The following is a 20,980-nucleotide window of genomic DNA, read 5'->3' on the forward strand; positions in this document are numbered from 1 at the left end:
GTAGTATGCGGTCTGGCCGTTTTCGTTTGTCACTGCCCAGCCCCAAATCATTGCTGCCCAACGTAGCAACAACATAGCGCCACAGATTGCCAGTAGCACCACCACCATCTTCCAGTGTTTTTTATCAAAGCGTTTAGTCGGCATACCAGTGTCCTGCATATCTCTTGTGCGTGATAACGGAGTGTAACAAAAGGGACAGGCAACAAGGGATTTTTTGCAATTGCAGCCGTCGGGTGGCGTTGTGCACCCGGTCACTGTTATTGAGTTTAAAGTATATGTATCAACATATACATCGTAAATATTTAGTTATAAATACGCCTGTAGTTCATCTGGACTAAAGCTCAGGCTTTGGCTGATTACATTTATAGCTGCATAATATGTTTCTACCGTTTTATAATGATTATGATGAATGGCTATATGAACAGCTGATATGTTGTCATGATTTTTAGCGGCCAACAGTGTAAATAACTGATGTTGACTAAAAGAATATTTTTTTGCAAAAGTACACAGCGTCGATATATAAGATAGCACGACGTCTTCATTACCCTTGCTCATGGCGATGTATAAAGCAGGGGTTCCATGTGCTGTTGCGCCTTTTAATAAATCCATGATGTTAATTTTACTGAGGTTATATTTAAAGGCGATTCCATAAATTTTTGAGAGGAACCGTGTGACACACAAAGGGTGATTATTTTCCATTGCAGCGAATAATCCTGGTTCACCGTCGTGTATTTTCATTGCTAAAATATCCATTACCAGCTTTTTGTTTAAAAGCTCTTGTGCTATTGGAGTGGTTAATGTATTAAGGAAGATATTGATTATTTCATCGAATCCATACAACATGGTAATGTAGAGTCCAGGTGTGTCATTGGCACTTTTAGTTTGCAGTAACTTAACTAGATTATTTTTATGAATGATGCTACTATTTACCAGTGACTGAATTTCTTGCATAAATATTTTTACGTTGTCAGTATGTCCGTTCATCATAGCCAGAAATAAAGCAGGAGTACCAACGCTATTCTGCGCAGTTATTATTTTAATGATTTCTTTTTCAGGGAGTATGCGCAACTGTTTGAATAATGTAATAAGCTGTTGAGTCTGTCCTGTGGCCATTATTAACAACATTGCCGATGGATGTATAGGGGCAAATGGCATTCGTGTCGCAATACCCGCGAAAATAGCCGCTGGAACTCCCTCAGGTAATAGAGGGAGAATTGCAATTGCACAGTTGCGAACATACATATCAGCCCAGGTCTGAGCATCGGGACCTGAACTGATGAACTTATCAAGCGAGACAAAGCCTAGTGCTGTCCTGTGGGTGCCTCTGACGGCAACATTGGTGTCGTTCGGATCGTAAACGGACACAACATAATTTAACTGTCCATCCGCTGCCAGCTTTATTCGTAGCCTTACTGATAAAGTATGATTGTCTATATATAAAATCGCGGACATATGACTGACATTGTTTGCCATCATTCGACAGAAGAAAATATCTAAAGCGAAGCCAAAATCCTTACTCGCGATAACGCGACTCCCTGCAGGAGGATGGCGAAGTAATGCTCTGAACTCCGCGTCCCGGACTATAGGGACATGCTGTTGTATGGATTCAACGGAGGAGTAATGTTTAATCAGGTTGACTTTGCCTTTTCCATTTCCCAAGGAATCAAGGGCATATTGTAATGACAGATGGCGACAAAAAATAGCGTCAGAAGGAGATTGCAAAAAAAATGCACTACCATTGAGATTTACTGTTGGTTGTATAGTTTTTTCTCTATGGATTTTTTTTGACAGCTTCATGCAATGGTTACGTTTTTCGGCAGTTGACTGTTCCTGTTCAATATAATCCAGTATGCTTCGCAAATGGTTAGCTTTAATGGGCGTGGTTTCCAGAAGTAAGGAAATGATTTCTTTTTTATAGTGTAATGTAATGAGTATATTTTCTGCATGGATGGGGGAAGTGGCAAATTTAATGATAAAAAGGGCAGTGGAATAACAATTTTGTGATATTTTTCGACAGCTTGCGGTAAATTCTTGAGTAACACAGTATGACAGCATCGAACTTAAATCAGAGCTATCAAGTAGGGTGATGAGCTGGCGCGCAAATTGATTAATAGGCTCTGCTGAAGGCGTTGGTATGTCGCTATCGATGTGCACTCTATGAGGAGACTTATAATGAGTTCTGATAATGATATCGTTTTCACTCATAATCTATTCGCCTTATATATGTCTGGAGGTTTTGAGTATGATGATTAATTATTATCGCCAGAACGAAATGTGCACGAAAAATTGCTATAAGAATTGTGTCACTTTTATCATTGCGATATGACCAGTTCGTCATTAATCTCATGATCGTTTAAATACCACCGCCAAATAGCGCAACGAACTTTGCTGGATTCAGTTTATCTGCGTAAATCCGCTAGCAGTAAACCTTTCAGACGCTGCGTGATGTTATCAGTGGTTCTTTAAGCGTTTTGCTGGTGTACTCACTACAAACGAATTGCGAATCGAATCAATGTGAAACGGAAAGGTACAATCTCCCTTTTTTTAGTGTTAACATCGTTCAACCGGGTGGAAGGTGAGAGGTTAATGTCTTTCATTTGTGTACCTGATTGCGAACCAATTTAGCATTTGTTGGCTAGATGGTTTCGCAATGAACTGTTAATAAACAAATTTTTCTTTGTATGTGATCTTTCGTGTGGGTCACCACTGCAAATAAGGATATAAAATGCCTGTTATAACTCTTCCTGATGGCAGCCAACGCCATTACGACCACGCTGTAAGCCCCATGGATGTTGCGCTGGACATTGGTCCAGGTCTGGCGAAAGCCTGTATCGCAGGGCGCGTTAATGGTGAACTGGTTGATGCTTGCGATCTGATTGAAAACGACGCACAACTGTCGATCATTACCGCCAAAGACGAAGAAGGTCTGGAGATCATTCGTCACTCCTGTGCGCACCTGTTAGGGCACGCGATTAAACAACTTTGGCCGCATACCAAAATGGCAATCGGCCCGGTTATTGACAACGGTTTTTATTACGACGTTGATCTTGACCGCACGTTAACCCAGGAAGATGTCGAAGCACTCGAGAAGCGGATGCATGAGCTTGCTGAGAAAAACTACGACGTCATTAAAAAGAAAGTCAGCTGGCACGAAGCGCGTGAAACTTTCGCCAACCGTGGGGAGAGCTACAAAGTCTCCATTCTTGACGAAAACATCGCCCATGATGACAAGCCAGGTCTGTACTTCCATGAAGAATATGTCGACATGTGCCGCGGTCCGCACGTACCGAACATGCGTTTCTGCCATCATTTCAAACTGATGAAAACGGCAGGGGCTTACTGGCGTGGCGACAGCAACAACAAAATGTTGCAACGTATTTACGGTACGGCGTGGGCAGACAAAAAAGCGCTAAACGCTTACCTGCAGCGCCTGGAAGAAGCCGCGAAACGCGACCACCGTAAAATCGGTAAACAGCTCGACCTGTACCATATGCAGGAAGAAGCGCCGGGTATGGTCTTCTGGCACAACGACGGTTGGACCATCTTCCGTGAACTGGAAGTGTTTGTTCGTTCTAAACTGAAAGAGTACCAGTATCAGGAAGTTAAAGGTCCGTTCATGATGGACCGTGTTCTGTGGGAAAAAACCGGTCACTGGGACAACTACAAAGATGCAATGTTCACCACGTCTTCTGAGAACCGTGAATACTGCATTAAGCCGATGAACTGCCCGGGTCACGTACAAATTTTCAACCAGGGGCTGAAGTCTTATCGCGATCTGCCGCTGCGTATGGCCGAGTTTGGTAGCTGCCACCGTAACGAGCCGTCAGGTTCGCTGCATGGCCTGATGCGTGTACGTGGTTTTACCCAGGATGACGCGCATATCTTCTGTACTGAAGAACAAATTCGCGATGAAGTTAACGGATGTATCCGTTTAGTCTATGATATGTACAGCACTTTTGGCTTCGAGAAGATCGTCGTCAAACTCTCCACTCGTCCTGAAAAACGTATTGGCAGCGACGAAATGTGGGATCGTGCTGAGGCGGACCTGGCAGTTGCGCTGGAAGAAAACAACATCCCGTTTGAATATCAACTGGGTGAAGGCGCTTTCTACGGTCCGAAAATTGAATTTACCCTGTATGACTGCCTCGATCGTGCATGGCAGTGCGGTACAGTACAGCTGGACTTCTCCTTGCCGTCTCGTCTGAGCGCCTCCTATGTGGGTGAAGACAACGAGCGTAAGGTACCGGTAATGATTCACCGCGCAATTCTGGGGTCGATGGAACGTTTCATCGGTATCCTGACCGAAGAATTCGCTGGTTTCTTCCCGACCTGGCTTGCGCCGGTTCAGGTTGTTATCATGAATATTACCGATTCACAGTCTGAATACGTTAACGAATTGACGCAAAAACTATCAAATGCGGGCATTCGTGTTAAAGCAGACTTGAGAAATGAGAAGATTGGCTTTAAAATCCGCGAGCACACTTTGCGTCGCGTCCCATATATGCTGGTCTGTGGTGATAAAGAGGTGGAATCAGGCAAAGTTGCCGTTCGCACCCGCCGTGGTAAAGACCTGGGAAGCATGGACGTAAATGAAGTGATCGAGAAGCTGCAACAAGAGATTCGCAGCCGCAGTCTTAAACAATTGGAGGAATAAGGTATTAAAGGCGGAAAACGAGTTCAAACGGCGCGCCCTAACCGTATCAATGGCGAAATTCGCGCCCAGGAAGTTCGCTTAACAGGTCTGGAAGGCGAGCAGCTTGGTATTGTGAGTCTGAGAGAAGCTCTGGAGAAAGCAGAAGAAGCCGGAGTAGACTTAGTCGAGATCAGCCCTAACGCCGAGCCGCCGGTTTGTCGTATAATGGATTACGGCAAATTCCTCTATGAAAAGAGCAAGTCTTCTAAGGAACAGAAGAAAAAGCAAAAAGTTATCCAGGTTAAGGAAATTAAATTCCGTCCTGGTACAGATGAAGGCGACTATCAGGTAAAACTCCGCAGCCTGATTCGCTTTCTCGAAGAGGGTGATAAAGCCAAAATCACGCTGCGTTTCCGCGGTCGTGAGATGGCGCACCAGCAAATCGGTATGGAAGTGCTTAATCGCGTGAAAGACGATTTGCAAGAACTGGCAGTGGTCGAATCCTTCCCAACGAAGATCGAAGGCCGCCAGATGATCATGGTGCTCGCTCCTAAGAAGAAACAGTAAGGCCTTCAAGTAGCACTGTCTGTGGAGCCTTTGGGCTTCATAGGCTTTGTTCGCCTTTGTTTCGTTTATTAACAATGCGAAGTGGAAGTTATTAAAATGCCAAAAATTAAGACCGTACGCGGTGCTGCTAAGCGCTTCAAAAAAACCGGTAAAGGTGGTTTTAAGCACAAGCACGCTAACCTGCGTCACATTCTGACCAAAAAAGCGACCAAACGTAAACGTCACCTGCGTCCGAAAGCCATGGTTTCCAAAGGCGATCTGGGCCTGGTAATCGCGTGCCTGCCGTACGCATAAGCCGTTAACGTTTTTTAACTTTTTAATTAGAATATAGATACAGGAGAGCACATATGGCTCGCGTAAAACGTGGTGTTATTGCACGCGCACGTCACAAGAAAATTTTGAAACAAGCTAAAGGCTACTACGGTGCGCGTTCTCGCGTATACCGCGTTGCCTTCCAGGCTGTTATCAAAGCTGGTCAGTATGCTTACCGTGACCGTCGTCAACGTAAGCGTCAGTTCCGTCAACTGTGGATTGCGCGTATCAACGCAGCAGCACGTCAGAACGGTATTTCTTACAGCAAATTCATCAATGGCCTGAAAAAAGCCTCTGTTGAAATCGACCGTAAGATCCTGGCTGATATCGCAGTATTCGACAAAGTAGCGTTCACCGCTCTGGTTGAAAAAGCGAAAGCAGCTCTGGCATAAGCCAGTTGAAAGAGGGAGCTAGTCTCCCTCTTTTCGTTTCAACGCCATCAAAACATTGACTTTTATCGCCGTAGCCTTTTCAATAAAGGTCTTTTGAAAAGTACCAAAAGGTAACGCAAGCAATGAATGCTGCTATTTTCCGCTTCTTTTTTTACTTTAGCACCTGACTCCAGGAGGCTAGCGCGTGAGAAGAGAAACGGAAAACAGCGCCTGAAAGCCTCCCAGTGGAGGCTTTTTTTGTATGCGCGTTTTGAAAAATAAAAAGCCTGTCTCATCAGGCGTAATTGTCGCAGCCAGTCTGGGCACGGCCAGCGCGGAGAAACCGGAGCGTACTTAAGTACGTGAGGATTTCGAGCACTGCCCGGGACCAAAATGGCAAGTAAAATAGCCTGATGGGATAGGCTCTAAGTCCAACGAACCAGTGTCACCACTGACACAATGAGGAAAACCATGTCACATCTCGCAGAACTGGTTGCCAGTGCGAAGGCGGCCATTAGCCAGGCGTCAGATGTTGCCGCGTTAGACAATGTGCGCGTCGAATATTTGGGTAAAAAAGGGCACTTAACCCTTCAGATGACGACCCTGCGTGAGCTGCCGCCAGAAGAACGCCCGGCAGCCGGTGCGGTTATCAACGAAGCGAAAGAGCAGGTTCAGCAGGCGCTGAATGCACGTAAAGCGGAACTGGAAAGCGCAGCGCTGAATGCGCGTCTGGCTGCGGAAACGATTGATGTCTCCCTGCCGGGTCGTCGTATTGAAAACGGCGGTCTGCATCCGGTGACCCGTACCATCGACCGTATCGAAAGTTTCTTCGGTGAGCTTGGCTTTACCGTGGCAACCGGGCCGGAAATCGAAGACGATTATCATAACTTCGATGCTCTGAACATTCCTGGTCACCACCCGGCGCGCGCTGACCACGACACTTTCTGGTTTGACGCTACCCGCCTGCTGCGTACCCAGACCTCTGGCGTACAGATCCGCACCATGAAAGCTCAGCAGCCACCGATTCGTATCATCGCGCCTGGCCGCGTTTATCGTAACGACTACGACCAGACTCACACGCCGATGTTCCATCAGATGGAAGGTCTGATTGTTGATACCAACATCAGCTTTACCAACCTGAAAGGCACGCTGCACGACTTCCTGCGTAACTTCTTTGAGGAAGATTTGCAGATCCGCTTCCGTCCTTCCTACTTCCCGTTTACCGAACCTTCTGCAGAAGTGGACGTCATGGGTAAAAACGGTAAATGGCTGGAAGTACTGGGCTGCGGGATGGTGCATCCGAACGTGCTGCGTAATGTTGGCATCGATCCGGAAGTTTACTCTGGTTTCGCCTTCGGGATGGGGATGGAGCGTCTGACTATGTTGCGTTACGGCGTCACCGACCTGCGTTCATTCTTCGAAAACGATCTGCGTTTCCTCAAACAGTTTAAATAAGGCAGGAATAGATTATGAAATTCAGTGAACTGTGGTTACGCGAATGGGTGAACCCGGCGATTGATAGCAATGCGCTGGCAAATCAAATCACTATGGCGGGCCTGGAAGTTGACGGTGTAGAACCGGTTGCCGGTAGCTTCCACGGCGTGGTTGTGGGTGAAGTGGTTGAGTGTGCGCAGCATCCGAACGCTGACAAACTGCGAGTGACAAAAGTGAATGTCGGCGGCGATCGCCTGCTGGACATTGTCTGCGGTGCGCCAAACTGCCGTCAGGGCCTGCGTGTGGCGGTAGCGACCATTGGTGCTGTTCTGCCGGGTGATTTCAAAATTAAAGCGGCAAAACTGCGCGGCGAACCGTCTGAAGGGATGCTGTGCTCCTTTTCTGAGCTGGGAATTTCTGACGATCACAGCGGCATTATCGAACTGCCAGCGGATGCGCCGATTGGCACCGACATCCGCGAATACCTGAAACTCGATGACAACACCATCGAAATCAGCGTGACACCAAACCGTGCCGATTGCTTAGGCATTATCGGCGTGGCGCGTGATGTTGCCGTGCTGAACCAGCTTCCGCTGGTTGAACCGGAAATCGTTCCGGTTGGTGCGACCATCGACGACACGCTGCCGATTGCAGTAGAAGCGCCGGAAGCCTGCCCGCGTTATCTTGGCCGTGTGGTAAAAGGCATTAACGTTAAAGCGCCAACTCCGCTGTGGATGAAAGAAAAACTGCGTCGTTGCGGGATCCGTTCTATCGATGCAGTTGTTGACGTCACCAACTATGTGCTGCTCGAACTGGGCCAGCCGATGCACGCTTTCGATAAAGATCGCATTGAAGGCGGCATTGTGGTGCGGATGGCGAAAGAGGGCGAAACGCTGGTACTGCTCGACGGTACCGAAGCGAAGCTGAACGCTGACACCCTGGTCATCGCCGACCACAACAAGGCGCTGGCGATGGGCGGCATCTTTGGTGGCGAACACTCTGGCGTGAATGACGAAACGCAAAACGTCCTGTTGGAATGCGCTTTCTTCAGCCCGCTGTCTATCACCGGTCGTGCTCGTCGTCATGGCCTGCATACTGATGCGTCTCACCGTTATGAGCGTGGCGTTGATCCGGCACTGCAGCACAAAGCGATGGAACGTGCGACCCGTCTGCTGATCGACATCTGCGGTGGTGAGGCTGGTCCGGTAATTGATATCACCAACGAAGCAACGCTGCCGAAGCGTGCAACCATCACTTTGCGTCGCAGCAAACTGGATCGCCTGATTGGCCATCATATTGCCGATGAGCAGGTCACTGACATTCTGCGTCGTCTCGGCTGCGAAGTGACCGAAGGCAAAGACGAGTGGCAGGCAGTTGCGCCGAGCTGGCGTTTCGACATGGAGATTGAAGAAGATCTGGTCGAAGAAGTCGCGCGTGTTTACGGCTACAACAACATCCCTGATGAGCCGGTGCAGGCAAACCTGATTATGGGTACTCACCGCGAAGCCGATCTGTCGCTCAAGCGCGTGAAAACGCTGCTCAACGACAAAGGCTATCAGGAAGTGATCACCTACAGCTTCGTTGATCCGAAAGTGCAGCAGATGATCCATCCAGGCGTTGAAGCCTTACTGCTGCCAAGCCCTATTTCCGTTGAAATGTCAGCAATGCGTCTTTCCCTGTGGACCGGCCTGCTGGCAACCGTGGTGTACAACCAGAACCGTCAGCAGAACCGTGTGCGCATTTTCGAAAGTGGTCTGCGTTTCGTGCCAGATACTCAGGCACCGTTGGGCATTCGTCAGGATCTGATGTTAGCCGGTGTGATTTGCGGTAACCGTTACGAAGAGCACTGGAACCTGGCAAAAGAGACCGTTGATTTCTATGATTTGAAAGGCGATCTTGAATCCGTTCTCGACCTGACCGGTAAACTGAATGAGGTTGAGTTCCGTGCAGAAGCGAATCCGGCACTGCATCCGGGGCAATCCGCAGCGATTTATCTGAAAGGTGAACGTATTGGTTTTGTTGGGGTTGTTCATCCTGAACTGGAACGTAAACTGGATCTTAACGGTCGCACTCTGGTGTTCGAACTGGAGTGGAACAAGCTCGCAGACCGCGTGGTGCCTCAGGCGCGCGAAATTTCTCGCTTCCCGGCGAACCGTCGTGACATCGCGGTGGTGGTCGCAGAAAACGTTCCCGCAGCGGATATTTTATCCGAATGTAAGAAAGTTGGCGTAAATCAGGTAGTTGGCGTAAACTTATTTGACGTGTACCGCGGTAAGGGTGTTGCGGAGGGGTATAAGAGCCTCGCCATAAGCCTGATCCTGCAAGATACCAGCCGTACACTCGAAGAAGAGGAGATTGCCGCTACCGTCGCCAAATGTGTAGAGGCATTAAAAGAGCGATTCCAGGCATCATTGAGGGATTGAACCTATGGCGCTTACAAAAGCTGAAATGTCAGAATATCTGTTTGATAAGCTTGGGCTTAGCAAGCGGGATGCCAAAGAACTGGTTGAACTGTTTTTCGAAGAGATCCGTCGAGCTCTGGAAAACGGCGAACAGGTGAAACTCTCTGGTTTTGGTAACTTCGATCTGCGTGATAAGAATCAACGCCCGGGACGTAACCCGAAAACGGGCGAGGATATTCCCATTACAGCACGGCGCGTGGTGACCTTCAGACCCGGGCAGAAGTTAAAAAGCCGGGTCGAAAACGCTTCGCCCAAAGACGAGTAATCTGATCTAACTAAAAAGGCCGCTCTGCGGCCTTTTTTCTTTTCACTGTCGAAGAGTCACCGTAAAATCAACGCCATGACACTTCAGCAGAACGGATACCATGCTGACACTTGCCCGCCAACAACAGCGACAAAATATTCGCTGGTTATTATGCCTGTCAGTTTTGATGCTGCTGGCGCTTCTCTTAAGCCTTTGCGCCGGTGAACAATGGATTTCGCCAGGTGACTGGTTTACTCCTCGTGGCGAACTGTTCGTCTGGCAAATTCGCCTGCCACGTACGCTGGCTGTATTGCTGGTTGGTGCGGCGCTGGCTATATCCGGCGCTGTAATGCAGGCATTGTTTGAAAATCCTCTGGCAGAACCTGGACTACTTGGCGTCTCTAACGGCGCAGGCGTAGGGCTTATCGCCGCGGTATTGCTTGGGCAAGGGCAACTCCCAAACTGGGCACTAGGGCTGTGTGCGATTGCTGGCGCGCTTATCATCACTTTAATACTCTTACGTTTTGCCCGTCGTCATCTTTCGACCAGTCGGTTATTGCTGGCAGGCGTTGCATTAGGGATTATCTGTAGCGCACTAATGACGTGGGCTATCTACTTTTCCACCTCTGTTGATTTACGTCAGCTGATGTACTGGATGATGGGCGGTTTTGGCGGCGTAGACTGGCGGCAAAGTTGGCTGATGCTGGCATTGATCCCCGTGTTGTTGTGGATCTGTTGTCAGTCCAGACCGATGAATATGTTAGCACTTGGCGAGATCTCGGCGCGGCAACTGGGTTTACCCCTGTGGTTCTGGCGCAATGTGCTGGTGGCAGCGACCGGCTGGATGGTTGGCGTCAGTGTGGCGTTGGCGGGTGCTATCGGCTTTATTGGTCTGGTGATCCCACATATTCTCCGGTTATGTGGTTTGACCGATCATCGCGTATTACTTCCCGGCTGCGCGCTGGCAGGGGCGAGCGCATTGCTGCTGGCCGATGTTGTAGCGCGCCTGGCATTAGCTGCCGCAGAGCTGCCTATTGGCGTGGTCACCGCAACGTTGGGTGCGCCGGTGTTTATCTGGTTATTGTTAAAAGCAGGACGTTAGCCGCAAAAAGACGGTCTATGATTAAAAGCTAAGATTTTTACTGACCACCCAGGAGAAACGATGCAAGATTCCATTCTGACGACCGTAGTGAAAGATATCGACGGTGAAGTGACCACGCTGGAGAAGTACGCCGGTAATGTGCTGTTGATTGTCAATGTCGCCTCAAAGTGTGGCTTAACGCCGCAATATGAGCAGTTGGAGAATATTCAGAAAGCCTGGGCCGATCGTGGTTTTGTGGTGCTGGGATTCCCGTGCAACCAGTTTCTGGAGCAAGAACCGGGCAGCGATGAAGAGATTAAAACTTACTGCACCACTACCTGGGGGGTGACGTTCCCGATGTTCAGTAAGATTGAAGTTAATGGCGAAGGACGCCATCCGCTGTATCAAAAATTGATTGCCGCAGCGCCGACGGCAGTCGCGCCGGAAGAGAGCGGATTCTATGCCCGTATGGTCAGCAAAGGTCGTGCACCGCTGTACCCTGATGATATTTTATGGAATTTTGAGAAATTTTTAGTTGGCAGGGACGGATTGGTCATCCAGCGTTTTTCCCCGGATATGACGCCGGAAGATCCCATTGTGATGGAAAGCATTAAACTGGCGTTGGCGAAATAATGTCTATTGTGATGCAGCTACAGGATGTTGCGGAATCAACCCGCCTTGGGCCGCTTTCTGGCGAGGTTCGGGCTGGGGAGATCCTGCATCTGGTGGGGCCGAATGGCGCGGGTAAGAGTACCTTACTGGCGCGAATGGCCGGAATGACCAGCGGTAAGGGAAGCATTCAGTTCGCGGGGCAACCACTGGAAGCATGGTCCGCAACAAAACTCGCGCTGCATCGCGCCTATCTTTCACAACAACAGACGCCACCGTTTGCAATGCCGGTCTGGCACTACCTGACACTGCATCAGCACGATAAAACGCGTACCGAACTGCTGAATGATGTCGCAGGGGCGCTGGCTCTTGATGACAAACTCGGACGTAGCACCAATCAACTTTCCGGCGGCGAATGGCAACGCGTACGTCTTGCTGCGGTGGTGCTGCAAATCACACCACAAGCCAATCCCGCAGGCCAATTACTACTTCTTGATGAGCCTATGAACAGTCTTGATGTTGCGCAACAAAGTGCGTTAGACAAAATTCTGAGCGCGCTGTGTCAGCAAGGACTGGCGATTGTGATGAGCAGTCACGATCTCAACCACACCTTGCGTCATGCGCATCGGGCGTGGTTGCTAAAAGGTGGAAAAATGCTGGCCAGTGGACGCAGAGAAGAGGTGCTCACGCCGCCAAATCTGGCGCAGGCCTATGGGATGAATTTTCGCCGTCTGGATATCGAAGGTCACAGAATGCTGATTTCGACCATCTGATTTCATGAGTATCTTGAAAATCGGGTAATTACGACGCTAAATTAATGCAAGAATAAAAAACAGAGGAACCGTACGGAATGCGTTTCTGCCTTATTTTGATCACAGCACTGTTTCTGGCCGGGTGTAGCCACCATAAAGCACCGCCGCCAAATGCCAGACTTTCTGATTCGATTACCGTTATTGCCGGTTTGAACGACCAGCTACAGAGCTGGCATGGCACGCCGTATCGTTATGGTGGCATGACGCGGCGCGGTGTGGACTGTTCGGGGTTTGTGGTTGTGACGATGCGCGATCGTTTCGATTTGCAGCTGCCCCGTGAAACCAAACAACAAGCCTCTATCGGCACGCAAATTGATAAAGACGAGTTGCTGCCTGGCGATCTGGTCTTTTTCAAAACGGGTTCTGGACAAAATGGTTTGCATGTAGGTATTTACGATACCAACAACCAATTTATCCACGCCTCTACCAGCAAGGGAGTGATGCGTTCCTCTCTTGATAATGTCTATTGGCAGAAAAATTTCTGGCAGGCGAGACGAATCTAGTATGTCGAAAAATGGACGGCGATGATACATCTCCGTCCATTTACTCCTGAATACAGTAGTATTTTACAGACAAAAATACCGTAAATGGATTATTCGTTTATAATCAGGATAATCTAAAAAAAGGCCCCCTGAAAAAGTGGTTAACATGGAACAAATGAAAGTTACTCCTTCTGTAATTGTTATGTCTTATGGCCTCATCCCTTTTAGCCGGATACTGAAAAACATCCTTCGAGAGGGACGGTTACCATGAAGATTTTTTTGGAGAATCTTTATCATTCTGATTGCTATTTCCTGCCGATAAGAGATAACCAGCAAGACCTTGTCGGCGTTGAGTTAATTACCCATTTCTCCAGTGAAGATGGTACGGTTCGTATACCGACGAGTCGGGTTATAGCGCAACTTACCGAGGAGCAACATTGGCAATTATTTTCTGAGCAGTTGGAATTGCTAAAATCATGCCAACACTTTTTTATTCAACATAAACTCTTTGCCTGGCTTAATTTAACCCCACAAGTGGCTACTTTATTATTAGACAGGGATAATTACGCGGGCGAACTATTAAAATATCCGTTTATTGAACTGTTGATTAATGAGAATTACCCGCATCTCGATGAAGGAAAAGATAATCGCGATCTTTTGTCCTTATCGCAAATGTATCCCCTTGTGTTAGGTAATTTGGGCGCAGGCAATAGCACAATGAAAGCGGTTTTTGATGGTCTTTTCACCCGCGTCATGCTGGATAAAAGTTTTATTCAGCAACAAATCACGCATCGCTCCTTCGAACCGTTTATTCGTGCGATCCAGGCGCAAATTTCCCCATTTTGCAATTGCATCATCGCGGGGGGTATTGATACGCCAGAAATAATGGCACAGATTACCCCCTTTGATTTCCATGCTCTCCAGGGATGCCTGTGGCCTGCCGTTCCTGTAAATCAGATAACGACGTTGGTTCAGCGATAACCCTCCTGTTTGCTGGTGTTTAAGACGAGAGTAACCGTCTACACTATCAAACAGGAGGATCTATGACCCTGTCTTTTATTACCCGTTGGCGCGATGAATTGCCAGCAACCTATACAACACTTTCCCCTACGCCTTTAAATAATGCCCGGCTGATTTGGCATAATGCCGAACTGGCTAACACGCTGGGTATTCCATCGTCACTGTTTAAAAATGGCGCAGGTGTCTGGGGTGGCGAAACCCTACTGCCTGGTATGTCACCACTGGCGCAGGTTTACAGTGGTCATCAGTTCGGCGTCTGGGCGGGTCAACTGGGTGATGGGCGCGGCATTTTACTCGGCGAACAACGGCTTGCTGATGGCACTACAATGGACTGGCATCTGAAAGGTGCTGGCCTGACGCCTTATTCGCGAATGGGTGATGGACGGGCGGTTTTACGTTCGACGATACGAGAAAGTCTCGCCAGTGAGGCGATGCATTATCTGGGCATTCCGACGACCCGCGCGTTGAGTATCGTCACCAGCGATTCACCAGTGTATCGGGAAACGGTGGAGCCAGGCGCGATGCTGATGCGTGTGGCACCAAGTCATCTGCGCTTTGGTCATTTCGAACATTTTTACTATCGCCGCGAGCCGGAAAAGGTTCGTCAGTTAGCTGAATTTGCTATTCGTCATTACTGGTCACATCTTGCAGATGATGAGGACAAATACCGTCTCTGGTTTACCGATGTTGTCGCACGTACCGCATCGTTAATTGCCCAATGGCAGACGGTCGGCTTTGCTCATGGGGTGATGAATACCGACAACATGTCGCTGCTGGGGCTGACGCTTGATTACGGGCCGTTTGGTTTTCTTGATGATTACGAACCCGGTTTTATTTGTAATCACTCGGATCACCAGGGGCGTTATAGCTTTGATAATCAACCTGCCGTCGCGTTGTGGAATTTACAGCGTCTGGCGCAGACATTGTCACCATTTGTTGCCGTAGATGCCCTGAATGAGGCCCTGGACAGCTATCAGCAGGTTTTGTTGACGCATTATGGACAAAGGATGCGGCAGAAACTGGGATTCATGACGGAGCAAAAAGAGGATAACGCGCTACTGAATGAATTATTCAGTCTGATGGCGCGAGAGCGCAGCGATTATACCCGAACATTCCGCATGCTGAGTCTGACCGAGCAGTACAGCGCGGCGTCACCGCTACGTGATGAGTTTATCGATCGTGCGGCATTTGATGACTGGTTTGCCCGTTATCGGGTACGTTTGCAACAAGACGAGGTTACCGATAGTGAGCGTCAGCAGCTGATGCAAAGCGTTAACCCAGCTCTGGTGTTGCGCAACTGGTTGGCGCAACGGGCGATTGAAGCGGCAGAAAAGGGTGATATGACGGAATTGCACCGCCTGCATGAGGCGTTGCGAAATCCTTTCAGCGACAGGGATGATGACTATGTCAGTCGTCCACCTGACTGGGGTAAACGGCTTCAAGTCAGCTGCTCGAGTTAAAGGCTACTTGGTCAACAGCAGCTTGCCAGCCTGAGTTTTACGAAGCAGATATTCTTGCCCGTCATGATCGATAATCAGTTTGCCATCCGGACCTAACAGTGTCTGGCTGGTAATTCGCCGAATGGGCTGCGGGGAAGCGGTCTTGTGATTGGCATCCGTTTCAGGCGTGAGTTTTCTGCTATCCGTATAACGCATAAAAATTAATAATAATTGATATAACAATGATTCTTATTATCAATATTCTGGCGGGCCAGAGCAAGCAGTAATTTGTTGAGAAGACAACAAGTTGCGCAGAAATGCCCATTCCGTCAGGAATGGGCACGCATTCAGAAGCGGGTATCAACCGCAGAGGCGAGTTTTTCGACCAGGCGTTCGGTATCTTCCCAGCCCAGACACGGGTCGGTAATCGATTGACCGTAAGTGAGCGGCTGACCGCCGACGATTTTTTGCGTTCCTTCGCGCAGGAAACTTTCCGCCATAATTCCAGCAATCGCCGTAGAGCCATTGCGGATTTGCTGACAAATATCCTCACAAACTTCTAACTGGCGACGGTGCTGCTTCTGGCAGTTACCGTGGCTGAAATCCACCACCAGATGTTCAGGTAAATCAAACTCGTGCAACGTATCGCAGGCAGCGGCGATATCATCCGCATGGTAATTCGGTTTTTTGCCGCCACGCATAATAATATGGCCATACGGGTTGCCACTGGTCTGATAGATGGTCATCTGACCATTTTTGTCTGGCGAGAGGAACATATTGCTGGCGCGGGCTGCGCGGATAGCATCCACGGCAATCCGCGTGTTGCCATCGGTACCATTTTTAAAACCTACTGGACAGGAGAGTGCCGAAGCCATTTCACGGTGGATCTGACTTTCGGTAGTACGTGCGCCAATCGCGCCCCAACTGATTAAATCAGCAATAAACTGACCGGTCACCATATCGAGGAACTCAGTCGCGGTAGGGACGCCCAGCTCATTTACCTGTAAAAGTAATTTGCGCGCCAGCTCCAGACCGTGATTTACCCGATAGCTGCCGTTTAAATCCGGATCGGAGATTAGCCCTTTCCAGCCGACAACAGTTCGTGGTTTTTCAAAATAGGTGCGCATTACGATTTCCAGCCGTGACTGGTACTGGTTGCGCAGCGACTGCAGACGGGTGGCGTACTCCATTGCAGCGGTGAGATCGTGGATCGAGCAGGGGCCAATAATGACCAACAGTCGCTTATCTTCACCATTCAGTATTTTTTCAATTCTGCGGCGGGAGTCGGTGACATGGGTGGCGACGCCAGGCGTTACGGGATACCGTAGCGCGAGTTCGGCGGGCGTTACCAGGCTCTCAATACGCGCAGTACGGAGTTCGTCAGTTCTGTTCATTACAAGTCTCAGAAATTTGTTGCTTCTACGGCAGGACTACCGGGAAGTGATGCGCATCACGATAAACCAATCGCAGCTGATTTCAAGTGCGAGGTGTGTCACACCTCGCCGGGTGGTTAGCATGATAACAAAAAAACAAGTTAATGCACTAGTTCTCTAGTACATTCGACGACTAAGGCCCATGATATCAAGGATCTTGGTGGCAATCTCTTCTACCGAATAATTGGTACTGTTAATCCATGGGATCTGATTTTTACGGTACAACGCTTCCACTTCCGCGACTTCCATCCTGCACTGACGAAGCGAGGCATAGCGACTGTTCTCCCGACGTTCCTCGCGAATCGCTGCCAGACGTTCCGGGTCGATAGTCAGGCCGAACAATTTATGCTGAAGCGGTTTGAGCGACGCGGGTAGCACCAGATTATCCATATCGTCGGCAATAAAGGGGTAGTTTGCCGCGCGGATACCAAACTGCATTGCCAGATACAAACTGGTGGGGGTTTTACCACAGCGAGAAACGCCGAGCAGGATCACCTGAGCCTGGTCCAGATTGCGCAACGAAATGCCGTCGTCATGGGCAAGGGTGTAATCAATCGCCGCAATGCGCGCATCGTATTTATTGAGATTATTAGGGTTAAGGCCATGGGTACGATGAGCAATCGGCGTTGGATCCAGTTTCATCTCTTGTTGTAGCGGGGCAACCAGCGCCTGAACGATATCCTGGCAAAAGCCTTCACTTTGCAAGATGATGGCGCGAATCTCCGGCAACACGATGGAGTAGAAGACCAGTGGGCGCACACCTGTCTGGTGATAAATTGCGTCAATCTGATCCTTCACTGCCCGTGCACGGCTCTCATTTTCGACAAACGGCAGCGTAATGCTGCTGATAGTGACGGGAAATTGTGACATTACTGCGTGTCCTAATACCTCCGCAGTTATTGCCGTACCATCAGAAATATAAAAAACGTGGCGATCAACAGCATTATCCATTTTGTTCTTCCCGTAATGCAGACATAATTCTATGAAAGCATAAATTAAAAACGTACAGAAGCGTAGAACGTTATGTCTGGTTTATAAAATGAACCTTCAATTTTATTTTTTATGAAAACAGCATTTCATTTTTACGGTTTCGTTTATACCGATGGTTTATGTGGAAATTGTCGAAGAGAGCAGATTTGCGCAACGCTGGGATCAGTCTTAAAAAGTAAAAAAATATATTTGCTTGAACGATTCACCGTTTTTTTCATCCGGTTAAATATGCAAAGATAAATGCGCAGAAATGTGTTTCTCAAACCGTTCATTTATCACAAAAGGATTGTTCGATGTCCAACAATGGCTCGTCACCGCTGGTGCTTTGGTATAACCAACTCGGCATGAATGATGTAGACAGGGTTGGGGGCAAAAATGCCTCCCTGGGTGAAATGATTACTAACCTTTCCGGAATGGGTGTTTCCGTTCCGAATGGTTTCGCCACAACCGCCGACGCGTTTAACCAGTTTCTGGATCAAAGCGGCGTAAACCAGCGCATTTATGAACTGCTGGATAAAACGGATATTGACGATGTTACCCAGCTTGCGAAAGCGGGCGCGCAAATCCGCCAGTGGATTATCGACACTCCCTTCCAGCCTGAGCTGGAAAACGCCATCCGCGAAGCCTATGCACAGCTTTCCGCCGATGACGAAAACGCCTCTTTTGCGGTGCGTTCCTCCGCTACTGCAGAAGATATGCCGGACGCTTCTTTTGCCGGTCAGCAGGAAACTTTCCTCAACGTTCAGGGTTTTGACGCCGTTCTCGTGGCAGTGAAACATGTATTTGCTTCTCTGTTTAACGATCGCGCCATCTCTTATCGTGTGCACCAGGGTTACGATCACCGTGGCGTGGCGCTCTCCGCCGGTGTTCAGCGGATGGTGCGCTCCGACCTCGCATCTTCTGGCGTGTTGTTCTCCATTGATACCGAATCCGGCTTTGACCAGGTGGTGTTTATCACTTCCGCATGGGGCCTTGGTGAAATGGTCGTGCAGGGTGCGGTTAACCCGGATGAGTTTTACGTGCACAAACCGACACTGGCGGCGAATCGCCCGGCTATCGTGCGCCGCACCATGGGGTCAAAAAAAATCCGCATGGTTTACGCGCCGACCCAGGAGCACGGCAAGCAGGTTAAAATCGAAGACGTACCGCAGGAACAGCGTGACATCTTCTCGCTGACCAACGAAGAAGTGCAGGAACTGGCAAAACAGGCCGTACAAATTGAGAAACACTACAGTCGCCCGATGGATATTGAGTGGGCGAAAGATGGCCACACCGGTAAATTGTTTATCGTGCAGGCGCGTCCAGAAACTGTGCGTTCTCGCGGTCAGGTTATGGAACGTTATACGCTGCATTCACAGGGCAAGATTATCGCCGAAGGCCGCGCTATCGGTCATCGCATCGGCGCGGGTCCGGTGAAAGTCATCCATGACATCAGCGAAATGAACCGCATCGAACCTGGCGACGTGCTGGTTACTGACATGACCGACCCAGATTGGGAACCGATCATGAAGAAAGCATCTGCCATCGTCACCAACCGTGGCGGTCGTACCTGTCACGCGGCGATTATCGCTCGTGAACTGGGCATTCCGGCGGTAGTGGGCTGTGGTGATGCAACAGAACGGATGAAAGACGGTGAGAACGTCACTGTTTCTTGTGCAGAGGGTGATACCGGTTACGTCTATGCTGAGTTGCTGGAATTTAGCGTGAAAAGCTCCAGCGTGGAAACGATGCCGGATCTGCCGTTGAAAGTGATGATGAACGTCGGTAACCCGGACCGTGCTTTCGATTTCGCCTGCCTGCCGAACGAAGGCGTGGGCCTTGCGCGTCTGGAATTTATCATCAACCGTATGATTGGCGTCCACCCACGCGCACTGCTTGAGTTTGACGATCAGGAACCGCAGTTGCAAAACGAAATCCGCGAGATGATGAAAGGTTTTGATTCTCCGCGTGAGTTTTACGTTGGTCGTCTGACTGAAGGGATCGCGACGTTGGGTGCTGCGTTTTATCCGAAGCGTGTCATTGTCCGTCTCTCTGATTTTAAGTCGAACGAATACGCCAACCTGGTCGGTGGTGAACGTTACGAGCCAGATGAAGAGAACCCAATGCTCGGCTTCCGTGGCGCGGGACGTTATGTTTCCGACAGCTTCCGCGACTGCTTCGCACTGGAGTGTGAAGCGGTGAAACGTGTGCGCAACGACATGGGACTGACCAACGTTGAGATCATGATCCCGTTCGTGCGTACCGTAGATCAGGCGAAAGCGGTGGTTGAAGAACTGGCGCGCCAGGGGCTGAAACGTGGTGAAAACGGGCTGAAGATCATCATGATGTGTGAAATTCCGTCCAACGCCTTACTGGCAGAGCAGTTCCTCGAATATTTCGACGGCTTCTCAATTGGCTCAAACGATATGACGCAGCTTGCGCTTGGTCTGGACCGAGACTCTGGCGTGGTGTCTGAACTGTTCGATGAGCGCAACGATGCAGTGAAAGCACTGCTGTCGATGGCGATTCGTGCCGCGAAGAAGCAGGGCAAATATGTCGGGATTTGCGGTCAGGGTCCATCCGACCACGAAGACTTTGCTGCATGGTTGATGGAAGAGGGGATCGATAGCCTGTCTCTGAACCCGGACACCGTGGTGCAAACCTGGTTAAGCCTGGCTGAACTTAACAAGTAAATAAAAACCCGGCGGCGTTCAGTCGCCGGGTCCATTTCTATATCCCCACCTTTTAACAACCTGCTTTGGGCAAACGCGCTCGTGCAATATAAAAAGCTTCCGGACATCATCTGAATAATTGGCTGCTGTTCTTTCTGATTTTAATTTGTTTGCGATCCTCTCCACAGAATAATTCTCGATACCGTTTTTTCTCAAAGCCGAATGTGACCACACGTCAATTTCCTTAAGCATATGCGTAATTTTTTCGTCCAGAGTTCGTTGGATTGCACGAAGTCACTGATGAGTCCCGTTTTTATACTGTCTTCAACCACAGCATAAAAAGGGATATGGCCATGAAAAATTACCGCACCGTTATTCAGACATAAGCGCAGATTATGTAATTCAGAGAATTTATTCGAACTAAAACCGATTTTCTGATT

General features: G+C 49.2%; 19 protein-coding genes, 1 pseudogene and 1 other annotated feature. Of the genes and pseudogenes, 15 read left to right on the forward strand and 5 right to left on the reverse strand.

Features of this window, described 5'->3' with window-relative positions:
* Positions 1-39: 39 nt before the first annotated feature.
* Both yniD and espL1 read right to left on the reverse strand, forming a co-directional pair.
* A pseudogene (gene yniD, locus FQZ95_RS22675) lies at positions 40-144 on the reverse strand (small membrane protein YniD); the annotation flags it as partial.
* A gap of 162 nt (positions 145-306) precedes the next feature.
* Entirely contained in the window at positions 307-2,205 is a 1,899-nt protein-coding gene (espL1, locus tag FQZ95_RS22680; protein ID WP_160530717.1) for a type III secretion system effector EspL1, read from the reverse strand.
* Positions 2,206-2,725: 520 nt separating this feature from the next.
* Between espL1 and thrS the strand changes: the two genes are divergently transcribed.
* The 14 genes from thrS (at position 2,726) to selO (ending at position 15,487) form a co-directional block, all read left to right on the forward strand.
* Positions 2,726-4,654 carry a threonine--tRNA ligase gene (gene thrS / locus FQZ95_RS22685; protein WP_001144202.1) on the forward strand — a complete coding sequence of 643 codons (1,929 nt, stop codon included), beginning with the start codon at positions 2,726-2,728 and terminating at the stop codon, positions 4,652-4,654.
* Positions 4,655-4,657: 3 nt separating this feature from the next.
* Entirely contained in the window at positions 4,658-5,200 is a 543-nt protein-coding gene (infC, locus tag FQZ95_RS22690) for a translation initiation factor IF-3 (RefSeq protein ID WP_001700733.1), read from the forward strand.
* Positions 5,201-5,296: 96 nt separating this feature from the next.
* Positions 5,297-5,494 (forward strand): 50S ribosomal protein L35, encoded by a 198-nt coding sequence (rpmI, locus tag FQZ95_RS22695; RefSeq protein WP_001124225.1) that lies wholly within the window; start codon positions 5,297-5,299, stop codon positions 5,492-5,494.
* A gap of 53 nt (positions 5,495-5,547) precedes the next feature.
* Positions 5,548-5,904, forward strand: coding sequence for a 50S ribosomal protein L20 (gene rplT, locus FQZ95_RS22700; protein ID WP_000124850.1), 357 nt, complete (start codon positions 5,548-5,550; stop codon positions 5,902-5,904).
* Between the two features lie 116 nt (positions 5,905-6,020).
* Positions 6,021-6,145: a sequence feature (Phe leader region), on the forward strand.
* On the forward strand, positions 6,027-6,071 hold the full coding sequence (pheM, locus tag FQZ95_RS22705; RefSeq protein WP_001386830.1) for a pheST operon leader peptide PheM: 45 nt from the start codon (positions 6,027-6,029) through the stop codon (positions 6,069-6,071). It overlaps the preceding feature by 45 nt.
* Positions 6,146-6,354: 209 nt before the next feature.
* The gene (pheS, locus tag FQZ95_RS22710) at positions 6,355-7,338 is read left to right on the forward strand and encodes a phenylalanine--tRNA ligase subunit alpha (protein ID WP_000018588.1); all 984 of its coding nucleotides are present in this window, start codon (positions 6,355-6,357) and stop codon (positions 7,336-7,338) included.
* Between the two features lie 14 nt (positions 7,339-7,352).
* Positions 7,353-9,740 (forward strand): phenylalanine--tRNA ligase subunit beta, encoded by a 2,388-nt coding sequence (pheT, locus tag FQZ95_RS22715; RefSeq protein WP_105271097.1) that lies wholly within the window; start codon positions 7,353-7,355, stop codon positions 9,738-9,740.
* 4 nt (positions 9,741-9,744) lie between these two features.
* Positions 9,745-10,044, forward strand: a complete 300-nt coding sequence (gene ihfA, locus FQZ95_RS22720; protein ID WP_001229265.1) for an integration host factor subunit alpha — start codon at positions 9,745-9,747, stop codon at positions 10,042-10,044.
* A 100-nt stretch (positions 10,045-10,144) separates the two neighbouring features.
* A complete protein-coding gene (gene btuC / locus FQZ95_RS22725; protein ID WP_000956530.1) occupies positions 10,145-11,125 on the forward strand; it encodes a vitamin B12 ABC transporter permease BtuC in 981 nt (326 codons plus the stop codon).
* 60 nt (positions 11,126-11,185) lie between these two features.
* Complete coding sequence (btuE, locus tag FQZ95_RS22730) at positions 11,186-11,737, forward strand: bifunctional thioredoxin/glutathione peroxidase (RefSeq protein WP_001154187.1); 552 nt, start codon at positions 11,186-11,188, stop codon at positions 11,735-11,737.
* Complete coding sequence (btuD, locus tag FQZ95_RS22735) at positions 11,737-12,486, forward strand: vitamin B12 ABC transporter ATP-binding protein BtuD (protein ID WP_000029466.1); 750 nt, start codon at positions 11,737-11,739, stop codon at positions 12,484-12,486. Before btuE ends, btuD begins: the two co-directional genes overlap by 1 nt.
* 77 nt (positions 12,487-12,563) lie before the next feature.
* Entirely contained in the window at positions 12,564-13,028 is a 465-nt protein-coding gene (locus FQZ95_RS22740; protein ID WP_001209785.1) for a C40 family peptidase, read from the forward strand.
* A 246-nt stretch (positions 13,029-13,274) separates the two neighbouring features.
* Complete coding sequence (gene ydiV / locus FQZ95_RS22745) at positions 13,275-13,988, forward strand: anti-FlhDC factor (RefSeq protein WP_160530719.1); 714 nt, start codon at positions 13,275-13,277, stop codon at positions 13,986-13,988.
* Between the two features lie 62 nt (positions 13,989-14,050).
* Complete coding sequence (gene selO, locus FQZ95_RS22750) at positions 14,051-15,487, forward strand: protein adenylyltransferase SelO (protein ID WP_105276969.1); 1,437 nt, start codon at positions 14,051-14,053, stop codon at positions 15,485-15,487.
* 3 nt (positions 15,488-15,490) lie between these two features.
* On the opposite strand, the gene hemP is transcribed toward selO, so the two are convergent.
* From hemP to ppsR, 3 genes are all read right to left on the reverse strand, one after another.
* On the reverse strand, positions 15,491-15,682 hold the full coding sequence (hemP, locus tag FQZ95_RS22755; RefSeq protein ID WP_001270810.1) for a hemin uptake protein HemP: 192 nt from the start codon (positions 15,680-15,682) through the stop codon (positions 15,491-15,493).
* Between the two features lie 131 nt (positions 15,683-15,813).
* Positions 15,814-16,860: a 3-deoxy-7-phosphoheptulonate synthase AroH gene (gene aroH / locus FQZ95_RS22760; RefSeq protein ID WP_160530720.1), complete on the reverse strand. Its 1,047-nt coding sequence runs from the start codon at positions 16,858-16,860 to the stop codon at positions 15,814-15,816.
* 156 nt (positions 16,861-17,016) lie between these two features.
* The gene (ppsR, locus tag FQZ95_RS22765) at positions 17,017-17,850 is read right to left on the reverse strand and encodes a posphoenolpyruvate synthetase regulatory kinase/phosphorylase PpsR (protein WP_000368046.1); all 834 of its coding nucleotides are present in this window, start codon (positions 17,848-17,850) and stop codon (positions 17,017-17,019) included.
* 332 nt (positions 17,851-18,182) lie between these two features.
* On the opposite strand from ppsR, the gene ppsA reads away from it, so the two are divergent.
* Positions 18,183-20,561, forward strand: coding sequence for a phosphoenolpyruvate synthase (ppsA, locus tag FQZ95_RS22770; RefSeq protein ID WP_160530722.1), 2,379 nt, complete (start codon positions 18,183-18,185; stop codon positions 20,559-20,561).
* The last annotated feature ends 419 nt before the right edge of the window (positions 20,562-20,980 follow it).

The sequence above is a fragment of the Escherichia sp. HH41S genome (assembly GCF_009820115.1).
In the GTDB taxonomy this organism is placed as follows: domain Bacteria; phylum Pseudomonadota; class Gammaproteobacteria; order Enterobacterales; family Enterobacteriaceae; genus Escherichia; species Escherichia coli_F.